Genomic DNA, 20,755 nt, shown 5'->3' on the forward strand with positions numbered 1-20,755 from the left:
CTAGATCCAGACGCCCTTACCGACCGACACGACGCCGCCCGCGGAGACGTTGAAGCGTTCCTTGTCGCGTTCGAGGTCGACGCCGACGATCTCGCCGGGCCCGACCACGACGTTCTTGTCGAGAATCGCCCGACGCACGACGGCACCCTTGCCGATCTTGACGCCCGGCATCAGAACGCTGCCCTCTACGGTCGCGCCGTCGTCGATCATGACGTTGGAGGACAGGACCGAGTTGCGAACCGTTGCGGCGGACAGGATGCACCCGGCGCCGACGACGGATTCCTGCGCGAGACCGCCCTGGACGAACTTGGCAGGAGGGAGGTTCTCGGCCGCGCCACGGATGGGCCAGCGGCGGTTGTAGAGGTTGAAAATCGGGTGTACGGACACCAGATCCATGTGTGCGTCGTAGAACGCGTCGATGGTGCCGACGTCTCGCCAGTAGCCACGATCGCGTTCGGTCGCTCCGGGAACGACGTTGTCGTTGAAGTCGTACACCGACGCGACACCGGCTTCTACGAGCGCGGGAATGATGTCGCCGCCCATGTCGTGATCGGAGTCGGAATTCTCCGAGTCCGCCTTGATCGCGTCGATCAGGACCTTCGTCGTGAATACGTAGTTGCCCATCGAGGCGTAGGTGACATTGGGGTCGTCGGGAGTGCCCGGCGGTTGCGCGGGCTTCTCCAGGAACTGCGTGATCTTGCCGTTCTCGTCGCTGTCGATGCACCCGAACGCGAACGCTTCGCTTCGTGGCACCCGGATACCTGCCACGGTGACGCCTGCGCCGGAATCGATGTGCTGCTGCACCATCTGTTCCGGATCCATGCGATAGACGTGGTCCGCACCGAACACCACGATGTACTCGGGGTCTTCGTCGTAGACGAGGTTGAGTGATTGGAAGATGGCGTCGGCGCTGCCGGTGTACCAGCGTGGACCGAGTCGCTGCTGAGCCGGCACAGGAGTGATGTACTCCCCCGCGAACCCGGACAGCCGCCAGGTCTGCGAAATATGACGGTCGAGCGAATGCGACTTGTACTGGGTCAACACGCACAGCCGGAGGTAACCGGCGTTGACGAGATTGCTCAGTACGAAGTCGATCAGTCGATATGCGCCGCCGAATGGGACGGCTGGCTTTGCTCTGTCCGCGGTCATCGGGTAAAGCCGCTTACCCTCACCGCCGGCAAGCACGATCCCTAGTACGTGCGGTTGTGTCCTCACCATGCCAACCTATCCGCACCGGATGAACCTTGCTAGCAGTACACGCGTTTCGCCGAAGGAATGTAGGTTGACAGTTGTGCGCGTGGCAATGATGACTAGGGAATATCCACCTGAGGTGTACGGCGGAGCAGGTGTGCACGTCACCGAGCTTGCGGCGCAGTTGAAAGTGCTGTGCGAGGTCGACATCCACTGCATGGGAGCACCGCGCGAGAACGCGCAGGTGCACGAGCCCGATCCCGCACTCCTCGGCGCCAACGCGGCTCTCACGACCTTGTCCGCCGAATTGCGCATGGCCAATGCAGCTGCAGGCGCAGACGTCGTCCACTCGCACACCTGGTACACCGGGCTCGCCGGTCACCTGGCCGCCGAGCTGTTCGACGTCCCGCACATCCTGACGGCTCACTCGCTGGAGCCACGCAGGCCGTGGAAGGCCGAACAGTTGGGCGGCGGTTACCGCATATCGTCGTGGTCCGAGAAGAACGCGATCGAGTATGCGGATGCGGTCATTGCGGTCAGCGAGGGTATGGCCAAAGATGTTCTCGACGCCTATCCCCGACTGGATCCGACGCGAGTTCACGTGGTACGCAACGGGATCGACACCGAAAACTGGCATGCGGGGCCGGCGGCCGACCCCACCGATTCGGCGCTGCAGGCAATCGGGGTCGATCCGAACCGGCCTATCGTCGCCTTCGTCGGACGCATCACCCGGCAGAAGGGCGTCGGACATCTGATTGCCGCGGCGCACCGATTCGACCCGGCGATCCAGCTGGTCCTGTGCGCAGGCGCGCCGGATACTCCGGAGATCGCTGCCGAAACCGAGCGCGCGGTCGAGGAATTGCAGCGCAGCCGCACCGGCGTGTACTGGGTACGTGAGATGCTGCCGACCGAGAAGATTCGCGAAATTCTTTCCGCTGCACAGGTATTCGTCTGTCCTTCGGTGTACGAACCGTTGGGGATCGTCAATCTGGAGGCGATGGCAGCCGAAACAGCAGTCGTTGCTTCCGATGTCGGCGGCATACCCGAGGTCGTCGACAACGGCGTCACCGGGCGGCTCGTGCATTACAACTCGTACGAACCGCAGGCATTCGAGGAAGCGTTGGCGAAGACGGTCAACGAGGTCGCACTCGACCCCGAGACGGCGGCCACGATGGGTCGGGCAGGGCGTGCGAGGGCCGTCGCCGAATTCTCCTGGGCAGCCATTGCTCAGCAGACTCTCGACGTCTACGAAGCCGCGCTCGCCAGACGCGCATAGACCCCGACCACGACCGATGCCGTCACGGTCGTCGTCGCCGGTAGGGCTGCGATCGACGCCTGGCGTGAGGCGTCGGTCGTGTGACGCGCAGACGGCCCCATCGCGACCAGGCTGGCCACATCCGCATGGCTCAGTTCCATCGCGAACTCGACGACGTCTCGGGAGGCGAGTTCGAACTTGCCCGCGAGAGAGTCACCGAGCCTGCGCGCTTTCTCGTCATCGACGCCGATGAGTCCGAGGGCGCCGATCAATTCCTGCTGATGACGCGCAGTCGGCGTCACGACGATCAGTACACCGCCCGGCTCGATCACCCGCTGCAACTCCGTTGCGTTGCGTGGGGAGAACACGCACAGGGCCGCGCCCAGCGCACCTGACCGAACTGGCAGACCGTTCCAGATGTCGGCAACGATCGAGCCGAGACCAGGATGTGCCCGGGCAGCACGACGGGCAGCAGCCTTGGAAACGTCCACGCCGATACCGCGGCCGCCGGTCTGCTCGAGGACCGCGGCCGAGTAATAGCCACTCCCGACCCCGACCTCCAGGACCACCTCACGCCGACCGACAGCATCGACGACGGCATCGCGGATCGGTGTGAAGTGTCCACCGCCGAGAAACATCTCGCGCGCCGCGATCATCTCGGCCGAGTCGCCGAGAATCCCGCCCGCGTTCCCGGGCAGGAGACTCACGTACCCCTGCCTCGCGACGTCGAACGAGTGTCCGCGGTCGCACAGGATCGTTCGGTCCTCCATATCTAGATCGGCCGAACAATGCGGGCAGATCAGCAGGTCCATGACGTCAGCAAGCACGAGCCGACACCTCCGACGACCGCCGCATTACTAAGCCCCGCCTGCCGGAAGGGCAAGCGGGGCTAGGCACAGAAGAACACGGGCAGTTAACCGGTGACGCCCTTCAACTCTTCACCGAGTGCAGCTGCCTCGTCAGGGGTAAGTTCGACGACCAGGCGTCCACCACCTTCCAGTGGCACCCTCATCACGATCCCTCGTCCCTCTTTGGTTGCTTCGAGGGGACCGTCCCCGGTCCGGGGCTTCATCGCCGCCATCCTCTGCTCCCTCCAGATCTGCGCCACTCGAGCTCTGCGCGTCGGCCAAAAAAGATGTTCTCGCCGTGAGCGGCGAGGTTCTTGAGTCCTATTCTTCCCTATGGAGGGCCATACCGGGAACCGGAGTCGGTATTCGGCGTCGTCACGAGGCAGCCGGACAGGTGATCGTTCACCATTCCGGTGGCCTGCATCAACGCATAGGCCGTGGTCGGCCCGAAGAACCGCAGCCCGCGGCGCTTCAGTTCTTTGGCCATGGCCTTGGATTCCTCGGTCACCGCCGGTACATCCGATACGGAAACGAGACGTTGCGGTCGCGGAGTCGGAGCAAAAGACCAGAGCACGGCGTCTAGATCCATCTCGGACACGATGCGGGCATTGCCGATAGCGGCCTCGATCTTGGCTCGATTCCGCACGATGGACGCGTCGGCCATCAGACGCTCCACATCGGCGGGTCCGAACGCCGCGACTTTCTCCGGATCGAAGCCCGCGAACGCACGTCGAAAATTGTCCCGCTTGCGCAGAATCGTGATCCACGACAGACCTGATTGGAAAGCCTCGAGGCACAACCGCTCGTACAGCGCGTCCCGGCCGTGAAGCTCGCGGCCCCATTCCGTGTCGTGGTACTCGCGGTAGAGATCGTCCTCGGTCGCTCCCCAGGGGCACCGCAGCTTCCCGTCGGGACCCGGCAGCACGGTCATTCTTCTTCCGGCCCTGATTCTTCCAGGCGCGATCTCAGCAGGTCGATCTCGGCACCCAACCGGTCCAGTGCCCAATCGACTTCGCTCGGCTTGTAACCCCGCAGGGTCTGCTGGAACTTCAGGTCTCGGACGTCGTCACCGGTCACGCCCTCGGCGGGAAGGACCGTCGCCGTCGTGCCTTCGGGAAGAGGTTCGAGTTCCTCACCGCGACCGAAAACGGCACTTGCGACGAAGAAGAGCAGGGCTGCGACGACGGCAATGATGACGACGTACAGCAGGAGCGTCAGCATTGCTGGATCTTCTCACGCAGCCCTGCCCGTCACACGTGCAAGGTGTTGATGGCCGGTCGATCCGCCAGTGATACCTCGGTGGAGAACGGCACGAACGAGTCGCCGTCGACCCGGAACTGCATCAGGCCTGCCCCCGAATCGACCATCCCGCACCGGTTCAGCATCGTCCCGACGATCTGACGACTCATTGCGCCGAGCTCGACGAGCGGACGATTTCGGTGCTTCCGGACGCCCAGATTGACCTGACCGATAGCGCCGAGACCGAGCCTGTCGTAGGTGTCGAGAAGAAGCCCGATCTCGACGCCGTACCCGGGCGCGAAGGGCACCGCGGACAGCAACTCTCGGGTTCCTGCGTATTCGCCTCCGAGAGGCTGAATTACACCGGTCAGCTCAGGACGCAGCGCGGCGAGAAGGGGTCGGGCGACGAGTTCGGTCACGCGTCCTCCCCCGTTTGCGTCCTCGGTCCCGCTGGTGCGCAGCGGACGCCGGTAGTAGCCCTTGACGAGGTGGATCCCGTCGCCCATCAGCAGTGGGCCGAGAAGCTTCGGCACGAACGCCGGGTCCGGGTTGATCAAGTCGGAGTCGACGAAGGCGATGAGATCACCGGTCGACGCGGCAACCGAACGCCACAGGACTTCGCCCTTTCCCTTGACCGGATCGAGCCCGGGGATGGCTTCTTCGCGGCTGATGACGCGTGCCCCCGCGGCGATCGCGCGCTCGGCGGTGGCGTCGGTGGACCCGGAGTCGAGCACGATCAGCTCGTCGACGAGCCCGCCCAGCAACGGGTGGATTGTGTCCACGACCGCCGCGACGGTCTCCTCCTCGTTGAGCGCAGGGAGTACGACAGATACGGTGCGGCCTGCCTTGGCCGCCTCCAACTCGGCGAGGGACCACGACGGGGTGTCCCAGCCGTTGGTGTCCGCCCACGATTTCATCACGGTCGTTCGGTCGGCAAGTGTCATGCGAGGCCCCTCACTGTCCGAACCGGAACCCTCGTCCCCTGTATCGCCGCAACCATGTCGACGACTCTTCTTGTCGACGCAACCTCGTGCACCCGGAACATTCGGGCTCCGCCTGCTGCGGCCAATGCTGTCGCTGCCAATGTTCCCTCCAACCGGTCGGCGAGTTCTACCCCTAGAGTCTCGCCTATAAAATCCTTGTTGCTCAGCGCCATGAGCACTGGCCATCCGGTGTTTACAAGAACGTCCACGCGACGCAACAACTCGAGCCCGTGATAGGTGTTTTTCCCGAAATCATGGGTCGGATCTATCAGAATCGAGTCCCTGGCGACTCCGGCTGCAACAGCTTTTTCGGCCGATGTCGTCACCTCGGCGACGACATCGGCGACGACATCGGTGTATCGAACCCGATGCGGTCGGGTACGCGGCGTAGCGCCGCCGGTGTGCGAGCAGACGATCCCGACGCCTTCCTCGGCCGCGACAGCCACGAGGTCTGGGTCCGCTCCCGCCCAGGTGTCGTTGATCAAATCCGCGCCGGCACCGCATGCGAGCCGAGCGACCTCGCTGCGCCAGGTGTCGACACTGATCAGCAGGTCCGGGTATGCGCTCCTGATCGCCTCGACGAACGGAACGACGCGGCGGGTTTCCTCGGCGGCGTCGACCAGAACCCCCGGCCCTGCTTTGACGCCGCCGATGTCGACCATGTCGGCACCCTCTGCGACAGCCCGATGCACCGACGCCATAGCCGCTTCGTCGGTGAAGTTGGCGCCCTTGTCGTAGAACGAGTCGGGGGTGCGGTTGACGATCGCCATGACGAGTGCGCGATCGTCTGCCACCGGCTTGCCGCAGAGAGTGCTCATGAATCCAATATTGGCACGGGCCTAGCCCTTGGGCGCCTTACCAGCGGCGACCTCGTCGACGTACCCGTCGTAGGCCTTGTCGTATCCGCCGGACTTGCCACGCAGCACGTACAGCTCGCTGTCGCCGTCTTCTTCGTAGCCGAGTTTGCGGAGCGCAACCTTCTGGCTCTTGAACGTCGAAGTCTGCTCCAGGCTGTCGACGACGCGGACGAACAGCGGGACCGCGTAGGTCGGAAGCTTGTCGTAGAGATGTTCGGCGACAGCTTTTCCGTCGAAGGATTCACCCTCGCGCAACGTCACGGCCGCCATGCCCGCCTTGCCGTCGGTTCCGTCGATGTCGACGCCGTAGACCACGGCACCGTCGACGGCCGGATGCCCACCGAGCGCGCCCTCGACCTGCGTCGTCGCGACGTTTTCGCCCTTCCAGCGGAATGTGTCACCGAGGCGGTCGACGAAAGCGACGTGCATCCAGCCCTGTTTGCGGACGAGGTCGCCGGTGTCGAACCACGCGTCACCGTCCTTGAATCCATCGCGAACGAGCTTCTTCTCGGTTGCCTCGTCGTCCGAGTAACCGTCGAACGGCGCGCGATCGGTCACCTTGGACAGCAGAAGCCCGACATCACCCGCCCCCACCTTGCGGAGCTTGCCGTTGCTGCCGCGTTTGGCCTTGCCGCTCTCTTCGTCGTACTCGACGACGGCATACGGCAGCGGGCAGATTCCTGCAGTCTTCTTCATGTTCAACGCGTTGACGAAGGCGATGTTGCACTCGCTCGCACCGTAGAACTCGGCGACGCGTTCGATCCCGAAACGCTCGGTGAACTCCTCCCAAATCTCCGGGCGGAGGCCGTTGCCGACGATGAGCTTGATCGTGTTGTTCCGGTCGGTGTCCTTCTTGGGCTGTGTCAGCAGGTACCGGCACAGTTCGCCGATGTAGGTGAACGCAGTCGCCTTGTTGACCTCGACGTCCTGCCAGAAGTTGCTGACCGAGAACTGCGCGCCGATCGCCATCGTCGCGCCGCCCGCAAGCACCGAGGACAGCGTCACCGTCAGTGCGTTGTTGTGGTAGAGCGGCAAGCAGCAATAGATGACGTCGTTGCTGCGAAGGCGAACACCCATGTTGCCCAACCCGGACATCGACTTCAGCCACCGGAAGTGGCTCATCAGGCTGGCCTTGGGCATACCCGTGGTGCCCGAGGTGAAAATGTAGAAAGCTTTTTCCTTGGCCTGGATCTCCGTGGTCACGGACGGGTTAGCGGTGTCCGCCTTCTGCGCCGCTTCGGCAAGTTCCTTCAGCGGCAGTACGACGCCTGCCTGGGGTGCCTTCTCGAGCGAGTCGAGTGCCTCCTGCGCGTTCTCGTCGAGGACCAGAACCTTCGCGTCGAGGATGCCGAGACTGTGCTCGAGGACATCCCCCCGCTGGTTGTAGTTGAGCATTCCTGCAGTCGCACCCAGCTTGACCGCGGCCAGTGCAGCGAACAATGCCTCAGGACGGTTCTTGCTCAAGACGGCGACAACGTCCCCGCGCTTCACACCGCGATCGACGAAGACGTTCGCGAACTGATTGACCAGGGCGTTCGCGTCGGCATAGGAGGTGGATTCGCCGTCGAATCGCACGAACGGTCGGTTGCCGTTCTTGGCTGCGGCGTCCTGGAACACCTTGCCGATAGACGCCTTGTCGTTCGGCTTGCGCGTGAAGCCCGCGAGACCTTTGAGCAGACTCGGCACCTCCGTCACCATTTTCGGCAACGCGACCGCAAGATCGGTTACTCCAATTTTCTGACGGGCATCGACAGCCATGAACTCCCCTTATGTGCGATGTGAGATTTGTTACCCTACTCCAGGGTAACCTTTCGCTCACTCACGGCGAACATGCATCGAGCGCTGACTCCACGGTCACGGTTCTGACCAGGGCATCCAAGGCACGCTGTTGAACGAATCCGGTCGACGACAGTCCGTCGATCCACTGAAAAAGGCCGTCGAAGTGGCCCGGAGGATCGAGCAGAACCATCGGCTTGCTGTGCATTCCCAGATACCCCGCCGTCCAGGTTTCGAACAGCTCCTCCAAGGTGCCGATTCCGCCGGGAAGCGTGATGAATGCGTCGGCTCGGTCCTCCATGACCTTCTTCCGCTCACGCATGGTGTCGGTGACGATCAGTTCGTCCGCGTCGACATCGGCGACCTCCCGGTGCACGAGCGCCTTGGGGATGACGCCGACAGTGAAGGCTCCGGCAGCGCGGGCCGATTCTGCTACGGCACCCATCATCGAGACGTTGCCACCGCCCGAGACCAGACCCCAGCCGCGCCGACCGATCTCGGTACCCAGCTCGCGCGCGAGTTCGATGAACGATGCGTCGACCGGACCGGATGCGCAGTAGACGCACACATTCCACGTCGATTGTCGCGGACTCGTCGCTTGTTGATTCACAGTGTCTCCCCCGTCGTGTTCAGCACGATCTGCACTGCCTCGTCGACGCTGTCGGTGCAGTGGATGAGCTCGAGATCTTTTCGCGACACCTTGCCCTGTGCCACCAGAGTGTTCTTGATCCAGTCGATCAAGCCCGACCAGAACTCGGTGCCCAGCAGGATGATCGGGAATCGAGTGACTTTTTCGGTCTGCACCAGAGTGAGCGCCTCGAACAGCTCGTCCAAGGTACCGAACCCGCCCGGCAGACAGACGAACGCCTGAGAGTACTTGACGAACATCGTCTTTCGGACGAAGAAGTAACGGAAGTTGACCCCGAGATCGACCCACTCGTTGAGCCCCTGCTCGAAGGGGAGCTCGATTCCGAGACCGATGGAGTACCCGTCCGCGTCGCAGGCTCCCCGGTTCGCACCTTCCATCGCTCCGGGTCCTCCGCCGGTGATGACCGCGAATCCTGCTTCGGCCAGGGACTTTCCGAGCTCGCGGGCTTGCGCGTACTCCGGGTGATCCACGGGTGTTCGTGCCGACCCGAAAACCGTCACGGCTTTGGGGACTTCGGCGAGGGCGCCGAACCCCTCGACGAACTCGCTCTGAATCCGCAGCACTCGCCAGGTATCGGTGTGGATCCAATTGCCGGGTCCCCGTTGGTCGAGCAACCGCTGATCCGAGGTGGAGGATTCCGAATTCCGTCCACGCCGAAGCACTACCGGCCCTTTGTGCCTGATCGCCTTCTCGTCGTCCATGCGGACAGGCTACGGGTTGGAAAGATAGGCTCGCAGGACGCGGGTGACGTCGGTGATCTGCTGGACCGGGACGCGCTCGTCCCTCTTGTGCGCGAGGTTCGGATCTCCGGGGCCGTAGTTGACCGCGGGGATCCCCAGGGCCGAGAACCGCGAGACGTCGGTCCAGCCGTACTTGGCTCGGAACTGCCCACCCGCGGCCTCGATGAGCGCAGCGGCAGCGGGAGCAGCGAGACCGGGCAATGCACCGGGGGAAGCATCGGTAACCTCGAAACCGAGATCCAAGCCGTCGACCACTTCACGAACATGCTCGATTGCCTGCTCGACGCTTCGGTCCGGCGCGAACCTGAAATTCACGTCGAGTTCGGCCACGTCGGGGACGACGTTTCCTGCGACGCCACCGGAAATGCGGACCGCCTGCAGACCCTCACGATAGACACACCCGTCGATGTCCACCTGGCGAGCCTCGTACGACGCGAGCCGATTCAGGACGGCACCGAACTTGTGGATCGCGTTGTCTCCCAACCATGATCGCGCACTGTGGGCACGGGTTCCGCTGGCCGACAACCGCACTCGAAGTGTGCCCTGGCAACCGGCTTCGATGAAACCGCCCGAGGGTTCACCCAGAATCGCGACGTCGGCCTGCAGCCACTCGGGCAGCTCACGTTCGATTCGGCCGAGGCCGTTCTTCGTGGCCTCGATCTCCTCGCAGTCGTAGAAGACGAGCGTGAGGTCGTGCACCGCGTCGGTGACAGTGGCCGCCAAGTGCAGGAAGACTGCGTCGCCCGACTTCATGTCCACCGTGCCGCACCCGTGGATGACGTCGCCGTCCGCATGGTCTCTCTCGCGGCGACTCGGCACATTGTCGGCGATCGGCACGGTGTCGAGGTGTCCTGCCAGCATCACACGGCTAGGCAGTCCGCGATCGGTTCGCGCCAGAACAGCGTTGCCGTTGCGGACGATCTCGAATCCGGTGGTCTGACTGCGGAGAGCGGCCTCCACTGCGTCGGCGACGACGCTCTCGTCCTGCGAGACGCTGGGGATGTCCACCAGCGCCGCAGTCAGGTCGATCGGATCGGCATGCAGGTCCAACTCGGGAAAACTCACTCGGTCAGACTAAGCGGCACCACCGGGAATCTCGTATACCGCGCCGTCGAACCCCGCGCGGAACAGTCGACCTTCGGAAAACCCCTGGCTACCGCGTCCGTAAATGACAACACTCGACGTTGGAATGCCGCTGCCGAGGATGCAGTAACTACCAGGTGCATCGATGCGCACGATCTGTCCGCGTGTGTTGAACGGCACGACGGGACGGCCGTTCCTGTCGAGCGTGAGCCCGTCCGGCGCGCTGAGCGAATCCAGCCCGTTCAGGTCGAGGATGCTTTCGGGAGCGGACGGGTTCGCGATCGGGATTCTGCTCACCCCGGAGTTCACGAACGTCCGGGAGACGTACAGGTACTGCCCAGCCTCGTCGAGCACGGCGCCGTTGGCGCTGGGGAACCTGGCCCACGCGGGATTCACTGTGCCGTCGGGCCTGATCTGCCCGATCAGGCTTCCGAAATCGTTTGTGGCGTACACGGTTCCGTCATCGGCCACCGCGAGCCCGTTGGCAGCACTCAGACCGGTGGCGAATGTACTGGTCTCGAGCGTGTCGACGTTCAACCGAACGATGCCTGCAGCCTTCACGATGTCCCCGACGAGAACGAGGGGGTTGGCGCCGTAGCCGACCAGCAGGGTGCCGTCGGGCATCCAAGCGAGAGCGCCCCCACCCCCGGACACCTTCGCGATCTCGTAGGCGGGCGATCCCGGTGCGTCGATGCGGTAGACACGACCGCTGAGAATATCCGTCGTGTAGAGCCTGCCGGAGCTGTCGACGGCCGCGCCCTCCAAGGCTGTGCCGCCGATCTGCGCCACTTTCACCGGCGCGGCTGAAGCACCTGCGCACACCGGCGCGGCAGATGCTTCGGGCGCACCGAACACGGCTGTTCCAGTAATCAAGAGTGCTGCCGCAAGGACGGCAGATCGAATTCGTTTCATATGGCTCCCCCTCCACCCATGCCATGTCTACACCGTATTCTCGACACCTGTGAGCGCACAGGGAGCATCTGCAATCGGTCTGGCCAACATCACTACCGCTGGAGTCGTACTCGACACCTGGTACCCGAGCCCCGAGCTCGGCGAATACGCCGAGACCGGCACCACCCGACTCGAGGGCTCGGACATCCCTTCCGAGCTGGCCGAACTTGTCGGACCCGACACCGCCCGCGGCGTCGACGTCGTAGCCGTGCGCACCACGATCGCATCCATCGACGACGCCCCGATCGACGCGCACGACGTCTACTTGCGCCTGCACCTGCTCTCGCATCGGCTCGTCCAGCCACACGGGCTCAGCCTCGACGGTCAGTTCGGTTTCCTCGCCAACGTGGTCTGGACCAACTTCGGTCCCGCCGCGGTCGAAGGCTTCGAAACCGTTCGAGCACGCCTGCGTGCCCGCGGCCACGTCACCGTGTATTCGGTCGACAAGTTTCCGAGGCTCGTCGACTACGTCGTCCCCTCCGGCGTCCGTATCGCCGACGCCGACCGTGTGCGTCTCGGTGCGCACCTCGCCAGCGGCACCACCGTCATGCACGAGGGGTTCGTCAACTTCAACGCGGGCACTCTCGGCAACTCGATGGTCGAAGGTCGCATCTCGGCCGGCGTGCTCGTCGGCGACGGCTCGGACGTCGGTGGCGGCGCCTCGATCATGGGCACTTTGTCCGGCGGCGGCAAGAACGTCATTTCTCTCGGCAAGAGTTGCCTCCTCGGCGCCAATTCCGGACTCGGCATCTCGCTCGGTGACGACTGCGTCGTCGAGGCAGGCCTCTACATCACTGCAGGTACCAAGGTCACTGGGCCCGACGGAACGGTCGTCAAAGCAGCGACGCTCAGCGGTAAGAACAACCTGCTGTTCCGTCGTAACTCGGTGTCCGGCGCCGTCGAGGTAGTGCCGTGGAAGGGCACGGGCGTCGAACTGAACGCGGCCCTGCACGCCAACGACTGACCCGAGTCGGGTATTATTCCCCAGCGCTTCCACCAGGAAGATTCCCGCAGCTTGACTCCTCGGCGCGGACGACTGCATTGAACCGTGATCAGTTCGGCGAGGGCGAAAATGAGCGCGACGTTGGTACTTGGAGCATGCGGTGGGGCCGGCACGACGACGGCAACGGCCGTTCTCGCAAATCTGTGGGCCCTTGATGGGGAGACCGCGGTGGCTGTGGATGCGACGGTCGGTGGCGGCGACTTGGTCGACCGAGCAGCCGATCACACCGTGTCCGCGTCGACGATCGAGACGGGGTTGGACGACGCTGCGATGTCGGCGTCGAGTTCGGGCGCCAGGGTGCTCGGTCGCTCCTGGCTCGATGCCGCCGAGCCGGACTTCGAGCGACTCGATTGGTACCTCGGTCATCGGGCCGACGTCTCGCTCTACGATTTCGGCCATCGCGGTTTCGGTCGCTACGGCGCGCATCCCGTCGTCTCCGACCCGTCGGCGACGATTGTGCTCACCGTTCCCGCGCGGCCCGATGCATTCGGCCGCGCGAAGACTGCTCTGCAGACCATCTCATTGATCATCGGCGAACGGGCAGCGCGCCGCACCTCTGTCGTCGTCACGCACCAGCTACCAGGTGCACCGGTGATCGACATCGCCGAGATGCGTCGCAAACTGGCCGGCCGAGCTCGCGCCGTCGACGAGATCCCGTACGACCCTCACCTCGGGACTGGCCTGGCGATCACCGCGTCCGAGCTGGCACCGGATACCACCCGCGCGTACGAGCGAGTGCGAGCTCGGTGCGGTTCCGAGGCTTCGGGCACACTGTCGGCGTGACGATACCGACTCCTCGTTTCCGCTTGCCCGTCCTCGGCGACGTCCTGAGCATCGACGCGGACAAACCGACTCAGCGCGAGCTGCGGATGGCCGCCGAACTCGGACCGATCTTCGAACGGAAGATCCTGAAGCACCGGCTCGTCGTCGTCAGCGGTGCAGACCTCGTGGCCGAGTTGAACGACGAAACGCGGTTCGCGAAGTTTCTGGCGTTACCGCACCGAAAGCTTCGCGCGCTCGGTGGTGACGGCCTGTTCACAGCGTTCAACTCCGAACCGAACTGGGGAGCAGCACACCGCATCCTGATGCCCGGCTTCAGCCGGGACGCCATGCGTACGTACCACCGGGTGATGACCGAGGTCGCCGCCGAACTCGTCGAGCACTGGGGCCGTCGGCCGAACACGTCGATCGACGTCACTGCAGACCTGAACAAGTTGACGCTCGAGAACATGGCACGAGCAGGCTTCGGATACAGCTTCGATGCGTTCGTTTCCAAGGATGACGAGTTCGTGGCCGCAATCGTGCGCATTCTCGGATTCGTCAACCGTACGTCCAACGATCTGCCGTTCATGCGGGTGTTCCGCCGCGGCGAGAGCGCGCGCAACGAACGCGACATCGCGTACGTGCACGGAGTTGTCGACGACGTGATCGAGCGCCGGTTGCACAATCCGGACACCCGCCACGACGATCTGCTCGACCTGATGCTGCACACCCCGGATCCGGAGACCGGCGAGACACTCGACCGAATCAACATTCGCCATCAGGTACTCACCTTCCTCGTAGCGGGCAACGAGACAACGGCGGGCACGCTCGCATTTGCGCTGTACTTTCTCGCGACGCACCCGGATGTGGCCGCGAAAGTCCGAGCCGAGGTCGACTCGGCTGTGGATCCAATCTCGTTCGAAGGCGTCTCGAAGCTGCGCTACACCCGAAGCGTCGTGGACGAGACGCTGAGGCTGTGGCCGTCGGCGCCCGGCTACTTCAGAAAAGCGCGTGAAGACACCTCCATCGGCGACGGCCAGTACTCGATGAAGGCAGGAGAATGGGCGTTTGTTCTCACTCTCGGTGTCCACCGCGATCCGGTCTGGGGTCCCGACCCGGAACGATTCGATCCCGATCGATTCTCTTCCGAACGCGCCAAATCCCGGCCCGCACAGGCATATCGTCCGTTCGGCACCGGGATGAGAGGGTGCATCGGACGTCAATTCGCGCTGCACGAGTCCGTCCTGACCCTCGCTGAGCTGACACGCGCGTTCGAGTTCGAACTCGAGGATGGGTACGAGCTGGATGTGCAGGAATCACTCACACTCAAACCACAGAACATGCGCATGACAGTGCGTTCGAGGTGACTCCTCCGAGCGCCGAATGGACGCTGATCGAAACACTCATGCCGGGCGAGATGAACGTGGTCGCAAAGGGTGGCCATCCGCGCAGTCTGCGCGAATCCCTGTCCCTGCAACGCTTGTCGCCCGACCCAAGGATCGCGGTCGAGCCCTTTCTCGTCCGTGCCCTCACTGCCGGTCGGCGATACGAAGAGCAGACCGAAATTCGCAGTCGCGCCGGCTCGACGACGTTCCGACTTCTGGCCGAGCCGGTGATGGGTCCCACCGGCGCCGTGCACGCGCTTCAGCTGTGGATTGCCCCGACCGACCGTGATGTGAGTCCGCCCCGACGTGCATCAGGGGTGAGTTGGCTACTCCACAAGGGTGTCATCGCACAAACCCTCGAAGCGTCGATGATGTCCGGCGTCGAACCCACCGATCACGTTCCCGAGCGAACTCCCGCCGAGTACTACGCCAAATCCATCCGGTTCGACGACACGGAAGGTCTGTTCGCGCTGTGCTTGGCGCCGTCGGAGGGCGACAGTTGGGAAGGTTCCTTCTCGGTCTTGCACGCCGACGGTCGAGTAATGCGGTGGCATTGCCACGCGCGCGCATGCCTCGAACCGGAAGAGGTCGGCGTCCGGGTTCTGTGGCACGACGTCACCGACACAGTCGCACCGGACCGACCGATTCTCGACGTACTGGCGCGTCGGCGGGGAATGGACGCACGCGGAATCTTCGCTGCGCTTCTCGTTCCGAGGCAGGGCTACCTCGCGATGTGGCTCAGTGATACGCCTGCACCGTGGGTGCGGTGGCGCGATGTCTCCTCCGGGGACGATGTGTTCCATCCCGACGATCTCGCCGTCATTTCGGACTCGCACAGACGCTTGCTCGAGGGCGGTGACCACGAGGAAGTCACCGTCAGGACACGGGGGTCAGAGGGCACCGAGGAGTGGGTAGCGACGCGCATGCGCATCTCGACCTACCCCGGTGACCTGGGTGAACACCTCGCGGTAGTCGACATGTATCGGGACTAACCGATCGACCTCAAAGATTCGAGGGTGCGCACCACTGCACGAGCCGCCTCGACACCCTTCTTCTCGAGATGATTGGAGAAGAACTCGCTGTGGTCGGAGTGTTCGTGGAAGTGATGCGGAGTCAGCACTACCGAGAAGACCGGAACGTCGGTGTCCAACTGAACACGCATGAGACCGTCGATGACGGCGGTCTCGACGAACTCGTGACGGTAGATCCCGCCGTCCACGACGAGAGCGGCCGCAACGATCGCGGCGTACTTGCCTGTTCGCGCCAAGCGCTGCGCATGCAGAGGGATCTCGAACGCCCCCGGCACTTCGAACGTTTCGACTTCGCCGCCGAATTCGGCTACGAATCCTTGCCGTGCACGGTCGACCAGATCTTTGTGCCAGGTGGCTTGAACGAACGCTACTGTTCCGGGCATGTCGTTGGTCATTCCTTCGATGTTAGTGGGCGAGTAGGTCGAGAGTCTGCTCGTCGGGTTTTCCGGAGAAGTATTTGTCGAGGACCTTGCCGAATACCTCGGTACCAGGGGCGGCTTCGGCGAACAACGTGATCGACGAATGGAGTTTCAGATCGTCGGGGTACCCGAAGATCTCGCCGGCGCTTTTGCCTTCCACCTTTGCCACCAACTTCGCGGCCTGCAGCAGCCGAGGCCCGAGGATCTCGTGTTCGAGGTACAGCGTGGCTTCGGTGATATCTGCAATTGCGAAATGCTGCGCCGTTGCACTGAGCCCGAGTCCCGCCAGTTGCGGAAAGACGAACCACATCCAATGTGTCCGCTTCTTCCCTGCCTTCAGCTCGGCGCGGACGGCGTCCCAAACACGGTCCTGCGCATCGACGAACCGCTGCAGGTCGTACTCGTTCATACCGCTCTCGCTCTGCGCGAATCGATGACTCCTGTGTCGAATCCCGCCAGATGCAGGCCGCCGTGGAACCGCGCGTGTTCGATTTTGAGGCATCGGTCCATGACGACGTTCAGTGCCGCAGCTTCGGCGTCGGCTGCGACCTGCTCGTGCCACAAACCCAACTGCAGCCAGATTGTCTTGGCACCGACGTCGATCGTCTCCTGGAGTACCGAGGGAAGATCGTCGTACTTACGGAACACATCGACCAGGTCCGGGACCTTCGGTAGGTCCGCAAGCGTCGGATAAACCGGGGTTCCCTCGATGTCCGCGACGGTGGGATTGACGAGAAATATCTCGTAGTCGCTCGTGGAGGCCAGATACTTGTTCACGAAATAGCTTGCACGAGAGGGATTTTTGGAGGCCCCCACGATCGCCACCGTCTTGGTCTCACGCAGAATCCGCTGCCGCTGCTGCGCCGACGGGCCCTGCCATATGCGTTCGGTCATTCCCGCTCCCGTCCAGTAGCCAGTGTCAGCGCTTGGTCCAGGTCCCAGAGTATGTCCGAGGTGTCCTCGAGTCCGACGCTGATTCGAACAAGTTCGGGTCCGACCCCCGCGCCCCGCAACTGCTCGTCGGTGAGTTGACGGTGGGTGGTGCTGCCAGGATGGATGACAAGGGTGCGGACGTCCCCGATGTTGGCGACATGGCTGGCAACCTGGACGCTCTCGACGAATTTCTGACCGGCCTCGCGTCCGCCGGCGAGCCCGAAGGCAAACACCGCGCCCGGACCGGCCGGGAGGTAGCGCTTGGCTCGTTCGTGATGCTCGTGCGTCGGCAGACCGGCCCACTTCACGTACTCGACGCGAGGGTCGTCGTCGAGCCATGTGGCAACGCGATGTGCATTCTCGACGTGCGCGTCCATACGCTGCGGCAACGTTTCGACACCTTGAATCAAGGTGAAAGCAGACTGAGCGGGCAACGATCCACCGATATCGCGGAGTTGCTCGCTGCGGAGCTTCGTCAGAAATCCGTACTCGCCGAAGTTTCCCCACCACGACAACCCGCCGTACGACGCAACAGGTTCTGTCATCTGGGGGAATCGGCCACTACCCCAGTCGAATCGGCCGGCCTCGACCACGAGCCCTCCCAGTGTCGAACCGTGCCCACCGAGGAACTTCGTCGCCGAATGCACCACGATGTCCGCCCCGAATTCGATCGGTCGGCACAGCCACGGCGTCGCCATGGTGGCGTCGACTACCAGTGGAATGCCGTTTTCGTGCGCGACCGCCGCGAGACCTTCGAGATCCGCAATCTCTCCCGAGGGGTTCCCGATGACCTCGACGTAGATCAGCTTGGTTCGATCGGTCACGGCGGCGGCGTAGCCGCTCGGATCGGTGCCGTTCACGAAGGTGGTCTCGACACCGAACCTTCTGAGCGTCACGTCGAGTTGGGTAACCGTTCCTCCGTACAGGCCGGCTGCTGCGACGATGTGGTCACCGCTGCCGGCGAGCGCCGCGAACACAGCGAACTCCGCAGCGAGCCCGCTGGCGAACGCCACTGCACCGATGCCGCCCTCGAGGCTTGCAACGCGCTCCTCGAGGGCGGCAACAGTGGGATTGGCGATGCGGCTGTAGACATTTCCGTACTTCTGCAGAGCGAAGAGATCCCCCGCGTCGGCCGAGTTCTCGAACACATAGCCAGCCGTTTGATAGATCGGCACCGCGCGCGAACCGGTCGCCGGGTCCGGTCGAGCGCCTGCATGAATCGCACGCGTACGCAGACCGAAGGTTCTCTCGCTCATCGGATCAGGCCGTTTCGAGTGTCGTATGGACCGGCGTCGGGTTGCGTGTCAGATCCAGTACAGGGCAGTGCGCGTCGACAGCTTCCTGCAGTTCTTCGTAGCGCTCGCGAGTTTCCGGACCGGTGACATTGACGACCACCCGCACTTCACCGAACCCGGCGCGGACATCGTCGTCGAACCCGAAGAAGCCGCGGACGTCGAGGTCGCCTTCGGCTCGGGCGGTGATGTCGTCGACGACAATTCCGAGCTTGTCGGCCCAGACCCGGTAGGTGACCACCTGGCAGGACAACAGCGACGCCAGGTAGTACTCGACGGGATTGGCTGCCGCGTTCTCGCCCCCGAGTGCAGGCGGCTCGTCGACCTCGACGCTGAACTTACCGAGCGCGATCGTGCTTGCGACCGCGTCGTGGGCGACGGCAGATCCTTTGAAGACAACGAGCGCATTCTTTGGATCGGCGTCAACGGCTTCTTTGGTCGCCGACGTGACCGAGCCCAGGTGAGACAGAGCTGTGGACATGGATGTCCCCTTCGTGATGTGTTGTGGTGAACCTGACCGGATTGGTTGGATCAGGACCGGCGACAACCGGTCGTACACACGAGGGCGAAATCGATGGTGCGGCGACGGACCAACATCGTGGAGGTCACATGGGTCGCGGTCACGAGTGCGAGAGTATCAGCCTTATTCGGGGCCCCTCGGATCCACCGGCATCGCCAAGGTCGTGAGATCTCCGTCGTCCGCGGACCTGACCACCACCGGCGCCGTCGGACCGCTGATGTCGATCATCACGTCCGGCCCGACAGCCGATGCGACCGCCGGGTACAGAGTCGTCATGGCGAAGGTGATCACGACATCCGGGCCCGTGACCGTTGTCGGGATGTCGGCGAACTCGGAGGAGTCCGGCTCGGACAACCGAATACGACCGTGTCCGGTCGCGACGGCCCATCGCTCGAACCGACCGTCTTCCATAACCCGCTGCAGTGACCGCTTGGACACGACGACTCGCGTCACCGCCACGGGCAACGAATCCAGCATGCTTCGATAGTCGGGAAACTCCTCGTTCAGCCTTCGGCAGTGCCGGCCTCCCGGACCGAAGACGATGCCCGAGTCGTCGAGATTCACGGCGACGACGTGTTCCCGGCGAACGTCCGGCATCGCGGCGCGCAGATCGTCACCGTCGATCACAGCATTCCATGGCGTCGAATCCGAATGTGCCACAACGACAGTGCGGGTGGACAGCCTGTACCTGTCGGTCGCAGTCACAGTCAAGACGTCGCCTCGTGCCTCCACATGGACACCGCTGAGAACTGGAAATTCGGGGTGATGCGCTGTTGCGGTGAGGATTTGGTCGACTGCGTCCGCGAAGATCGGTCCGCTCACTGAGATCACGATGCACTTCCTGTCCATGTAGTCGTTCGGGTAGTTGCTGTCTGGGTGAAGGGTTGCTCGAATTTCGGCGGCGGAGCGACGGGCTCGGTTCGCAATGCCGTCCAGATGCGCGACATGCCGGTCGATGTGTGTGGCATCGCCGGCGAGAACGAGCGCGATCTGCTCGAGTGGCATGTCCATATGGCGTAAACGGCGAACCGTCGTCGCCTGGTCGATCTGATCGGGTGCGTAATAACGGTAACCGGTCGATCCGTCTATCCGGGCAGGTACCAGCAGTGCCGCGTCCGCATAGAAGCGGAGCGCTCCAGGGGTCAGTCCGGTCGCACGAGCAAACGCGCCGATGGTCATGAGTTCTGGTGTGGTCACGAGATTCATCATGGAGTCTCGGGTGGCTCGAAGGTCAAGTGAGTGCTCAAAGTTCGGGCGGGCTGAAGTAATGGTTGCCGAGTGGGTCGGTGGTGTGGATGACATCGTCGTGCATGACTTCGGTGGTCCATTGTTTGCTGGTTTTGAGGTTGTGGTGTGTGCGGCAGTAGGGGGCGAGGTTGGTGGTGATGGTCCAGCCTCCTTGCTCGGGGTTTCGGTGGTCGAATTCGACGATGTGGTCGAGGTCGCAGCGGCTGGAGGGGACGTTGCACCCGGGGTGTCGGCAGGTGGGGTGTTGGGCGCGTACCCAGAGTGCGAGGGCTGCGCTGGGGGTGTAGGTGAGCGCTCCCGGCGGTGGGGTGTGGTGTCCGCCATGCCCGTCCGGGTGTTCGGCGTGACTGTGGAAGGGGTCGTCGGCGACGACTTTTCGGTAGTGCTCGGCCAGGATGCCCGGACTCCGACGTGGCGGACTCGGGTGCTGTGGGGTGCCGGGGTGCAGTGGGTTGGGTGTGGGAAGGGTGCCTGCGGGTAGGTGTGCGGTGCGTCCGAGAACGATGTCTGCTGTGGCATTGACGTCGTCGGGTCCGACCATGGCCGCCACGTCGTCCGGGTCGTGGGTCATACCGGTGTCGTGTTCAGCA

At 63.5% G+C, this 20,755-nt stretch carries 24 protein-coding genes; 5 read left to right on the plus strand and 19 right to left on the minus strand.

Translation table 11 applies throughout. From position 1 onward, the window contains the following. Complete coding sequence (gene glgC / locus D8W71_RS23895) at positions 1–1,215, minus strand: glucose-1-phosphate adenylyltransferase (protein ID WP_201265447.1); 1,215 nt, start codon at positions 1,213–1,215, stop codon at positions 1–3. A 76-nt stretch (positions 1,216–1,291) separates the two neighbouring features. On the opposite strand from glgC, the gene glgA reads away from it, so the two are divergent. Then, the gene (gene glgA / locus D8W71_RS23900) at positions 1,292–2,467 is read left to right on the plus strand and encodes a glycogen synthase (protein ID WP_121117190.1); all 1,176 of its coding nucleotides are present in this window, start codon (positions 1,292–1,294) and stop codon (positions 2,465–2,467) included. On the opposite strand, the gene D8W71_RS23905 is transcribed toward glgA, so the two are convergent. The 11 genes from D8W71_RS23905 to D8W71_RS23955 form a co-directional block, all read right to left on the minus strand. Further along, complete coding sequence (locus tag D8W71_RS23905) at positions 2,437–3,273, minus strand: putative RNA methyltransferase (RefSeq protein WP_121117192.1); 837 nt, start codon at positions 3,271–3,273, stop codon at positions 2,437–2,439. The two genes, glgA and D8W71_RS23905, sit on opposite strands and share 31 nt — an antisense overlap. Positions 3,274–3,359: 86 nt before the next feature. Next, positions 3,360–3,527, minus strand: a complete 168-nt coding sequence (locus tag D8W71_RS23910; protein WP_068369835.1) for a DUF3117 domain-containing protein — start codon at positions 3,525–3,527, stop codon at positions 3,360–3,362. Between the two features lie 98 nt (positions 3,528–3,625). Further along, positions 3,626–4,225 (minus strand): DNA-3-methyladenine glycosylase I, encoded by a 600-nt coding sequence (locus tag D8W71_RS23915; protein WP_121117194.1) that lies wholly within the window; start codon positions 4,223–4,225, stop codon positions 3,626–3,628. Beyond that, positions 4,222–4,515, minus strand: a complete 294-nt coding sequence (locus D8W71_RS23920; protein WP_121117196.1) for a DivIVA domain-containing protein — start codon at positions 4,513–4,515, stop codon at positions 4,222–4,224. Before D8W71_RS23920 ends, D8W71_RS23915 begins: the two co-directional genes overlap by 4 nt. Positions 4,516–4,544: 29 nt before the next feature. Beyond that, a complete protein-coding gene (locus D8W71_RS23925) occupies positions 4,545–5,477 on the minus strand; it encodes a glucosyl-3-phosphoglycerate synthase (protein WP_121117198.1) in 933 nt (310 codons plus the stop codon). Further along, positions 5,474–6,334: a dihydropteroate synthase gene (gene folP / locus D8W71_RS23930; protein WP_121117200.1), complete on the minus strand. Its 861-nt coding sequence runs from the start codon at positions 6,332–6,334 to the stop codon at positions 5,474–5,476. Before folP ends, D8W71_RS23925 begins: the two co-directional genes overlap by 4 nt. Before the next feature lie 21 nt (positions 6,335–6,355). After that, positions 6,356–8,131 (minus strand): long-chain-acyl-CoA synthetase, encoded by a 1,776-nt coding sequence (locus D8W71_RS23935; RefSeq protein ID WP_121117202.1) that lies wholly within the window; start codon positions 8,129–8,131, stop codon positions 6,356–6,358. A 61-nt stretch (positions 8,132–8,192) separates the two neighbouring features. Continuing rightward, positions 8,193–8,759: a TIGR00730 family Rossman fold protein gene (locus D8W71_RS23940; RefSeq protein ID WP_121117204.1), complete on the minus strand. Its 567-nt coding sequence runs from the start codon at positions 8,757–8,759 to the stop codon at positions 8,193–8,195. Continuing rightward, positions 8,756–9,499 (minus strand): TIGR00730 family Rossman fold protein, encoded by a 744-nt coding sequence (locus D8W71_RS23945; protein WP_121117206.1) that lies wholly within the window; start codon positions 9,497–9,499, stop codon positions 8,756–8,758. The genes D8W71_RS23940 and D8W71_RS23945 overlap by 4 nt, the downstream gene beginning before the upstream one ends. Positions 9,500–9,508: 9 nt before the next feature. Then, positions 9,509–10,603, minus strand: a complete 1,095-nt coding sequence (gene dapE, locus D8W71_RS23950; protein WP_121117208.1) for a succinyl-diaminopimelate desuccinylase — start codon at positions 10,601–10,603, stop codon at positions 9,509–9,511. A gap of 9 nt (positions 10,604–10,612) precedes the next feature. Beyond that, the gene (locus D8W71_RS23955; RefSeq protein WP_121117210.1) at positions 10,613–11,533 is read right to left on the minus strand and encodes an SMP-30/gluconolactonase/LRE family protein; all 921 of its coding nucleotides are present in this window, start codon (positions 11,531–11,533) and stop codon (positions 10,613–10,615) included. A 49-nt stretch (positions 11,534–11,582) separates the two neighbouring features. Here D8W71_RS23955 and dapD point away from each other — a divergent pair, with 49 nt between their 5' ends. The 4 genes from dapD (at position 11,583) to D8W71_RS23975 (ending at position 15,714) form a co-directional block, all read left to right on the plus strand. Continuing rightward, entirely contained in the window at positions 11,583–12,536 is a 954-nt protein-coding gene (gene dapD, locus D8W71_RS23960; RefSeq protein WP_121117212.1) for a 2,3,4,5-tetrahydropyridine-2,6-dicarboxylate N-succinyltransferase, read from the plus strand. Positions 12,537–12,644: 108 nt separating this feature from the next. Further along, on the plus strand, positions 12,645–13,358 hold the full coding sequence (locus D8W71_RS23965; RefSeq protein ID WP_121117214.1) for a hypothetical protein: 714 nt from the start codon (positions 12,645–12,647) through the stop codon (positions 13,356–13,358). Continuing rightward, positions 13,355–14,704, plus strand: coding sequence for a cytochrome P450 (locus tag D8W71_RS23970; RefSeq protein ID WP_236077592.1), 1,350 nt, complete (start codon positions 13,355–13,357; stop codon positions 14,702–14,704). Before D8W71_RS23965 ends, D8W71_RS23970 begins: the two co-directional genes overlap by 4 nt. Beyond that, the gene (locus D8W71_RS23975; protein WP_121117218.1) at positions 14,701–15,714 is read left to right on the plus strand and encodes a GAF domain-containing protein; all 1,014 of its coding nucleotides are present in this window, start codon (positions 14,701–14,703) and stop codon (positions 15,712–15,714) included. The genes D8W71_RS23970 and D8W71_RS23975 overlap by 4 nt, the downstream gene beginning before the upstream one ends. On the opposite strand, the gene D8W71_RS23980 is transcribed toward D8W71_RS23975, so the two are convergent. The 7 genes from D8W71_RS23980 to D8W71_RS24010 all read right to left on the minus strand — a co-directional run bounded on the left by D8W71_RS23980 (position 15,711) and on the right by D8W71_RS24010 (position 20,736). Continuing rightward, a complete protein-coding gene (locus D8W71_RS23980; protein WP_442971993.1) occupies positions 15,711–16,136 on the minus strand; it encodes a 6,7-dimethyl-8-ribityllumazine synthase in 426 nt (141 codons plus the stop codon). The two genes, D8W71_RS23975 and D8W71_RS23980, sit on opposite strands and share 4 nt — an antisense overlap. Positions 16,137–16,158: 22 nt before the next feature. Further along, a complete protein-coding gene (locus D8W71_RS23985; protein ID WP_121117222.1) occupies positions 16,159–16,581 on the minus strand; it encodes a DUF1810 domain-containing protein in 423 nt (140 codons plus the stop codon). After that, positions 16,578–17,066 (minus strand): CoA-binding protein, encoded by a 489-nt coding sequence (locus D8W71_RS23990; RefSeq protein WP_121117224.1) that lies wholly within the window; start codon positions 17,064–17,066, stop codon positions 16,578–16,580. The genes D8W71_RS23985 and D8W71_RS23990 overlap by 4 nt, the downstream gene beginning before the upstream one ends. After that, entirely contained in the window at positions 17,063–18,361 is a 1,299-nt protein-coding gene (locus tag D8W71_RS23995; RefSeq protein WP_121117226.1) for an O-acetylhomoserine aminocarboxypropyltransferase/cysteine synthase family protein, read from the minus strand. Before D8W71_RS23995 ends, D8W71_RS23990 begins: the two co-directional genes overlap by 4 nt. Positions 18,362–18,365: 4 nt before the next feature. After that, positions 18,366–18,878 carry an OsmC family protein gene (locus D8W71_RS24000; protein ID WP_121117228.1) on the minus strand — a complete coding sequence of 171 codons (513 nt, stop codon included), beginning with the start codon at positions 18,876–18,878 and terminating at the stop codon, positions 18,366–18,368. Positions 18,879–19,040: 162 nt separating this feature from the next. Beyond that, entirely contained in the window at positions 19,041–20,114 is a 1,074-nt protein-coding gene (locus tag D8W71_RS24005) for a DNA polymerase III subunit beta family protein (protein ID WP_201265178.1), read from the minus strand. A 46-nt stretch (positions 20,115–20,160) separates the two neighbouring features. Then, positions 20,161–20,736: an HNH endonuclease signature motif containing protein gene (locus D8W71_RS24010; RefSeq protein WP_121117230.1), complete on the minus strand. Its 576-nt coding sequence runs from the start codon at positions 20,734–20,736 to the stop codon at positions 20,161–20,163. Positions 20,737–20,755: the final 19 nt, after the last annotated feature.

Origin of the sequence: Rhodococcus sp. P1Y, from assembly GCF_003641205.1 — a bacterium.
In the GTDB taxonomy this organism is placed as follows: Bacteria; Actinomycetota; Actinomycetes; order Mycobacteriales; family Mycobacteriaceae; genus Rhodococcoides.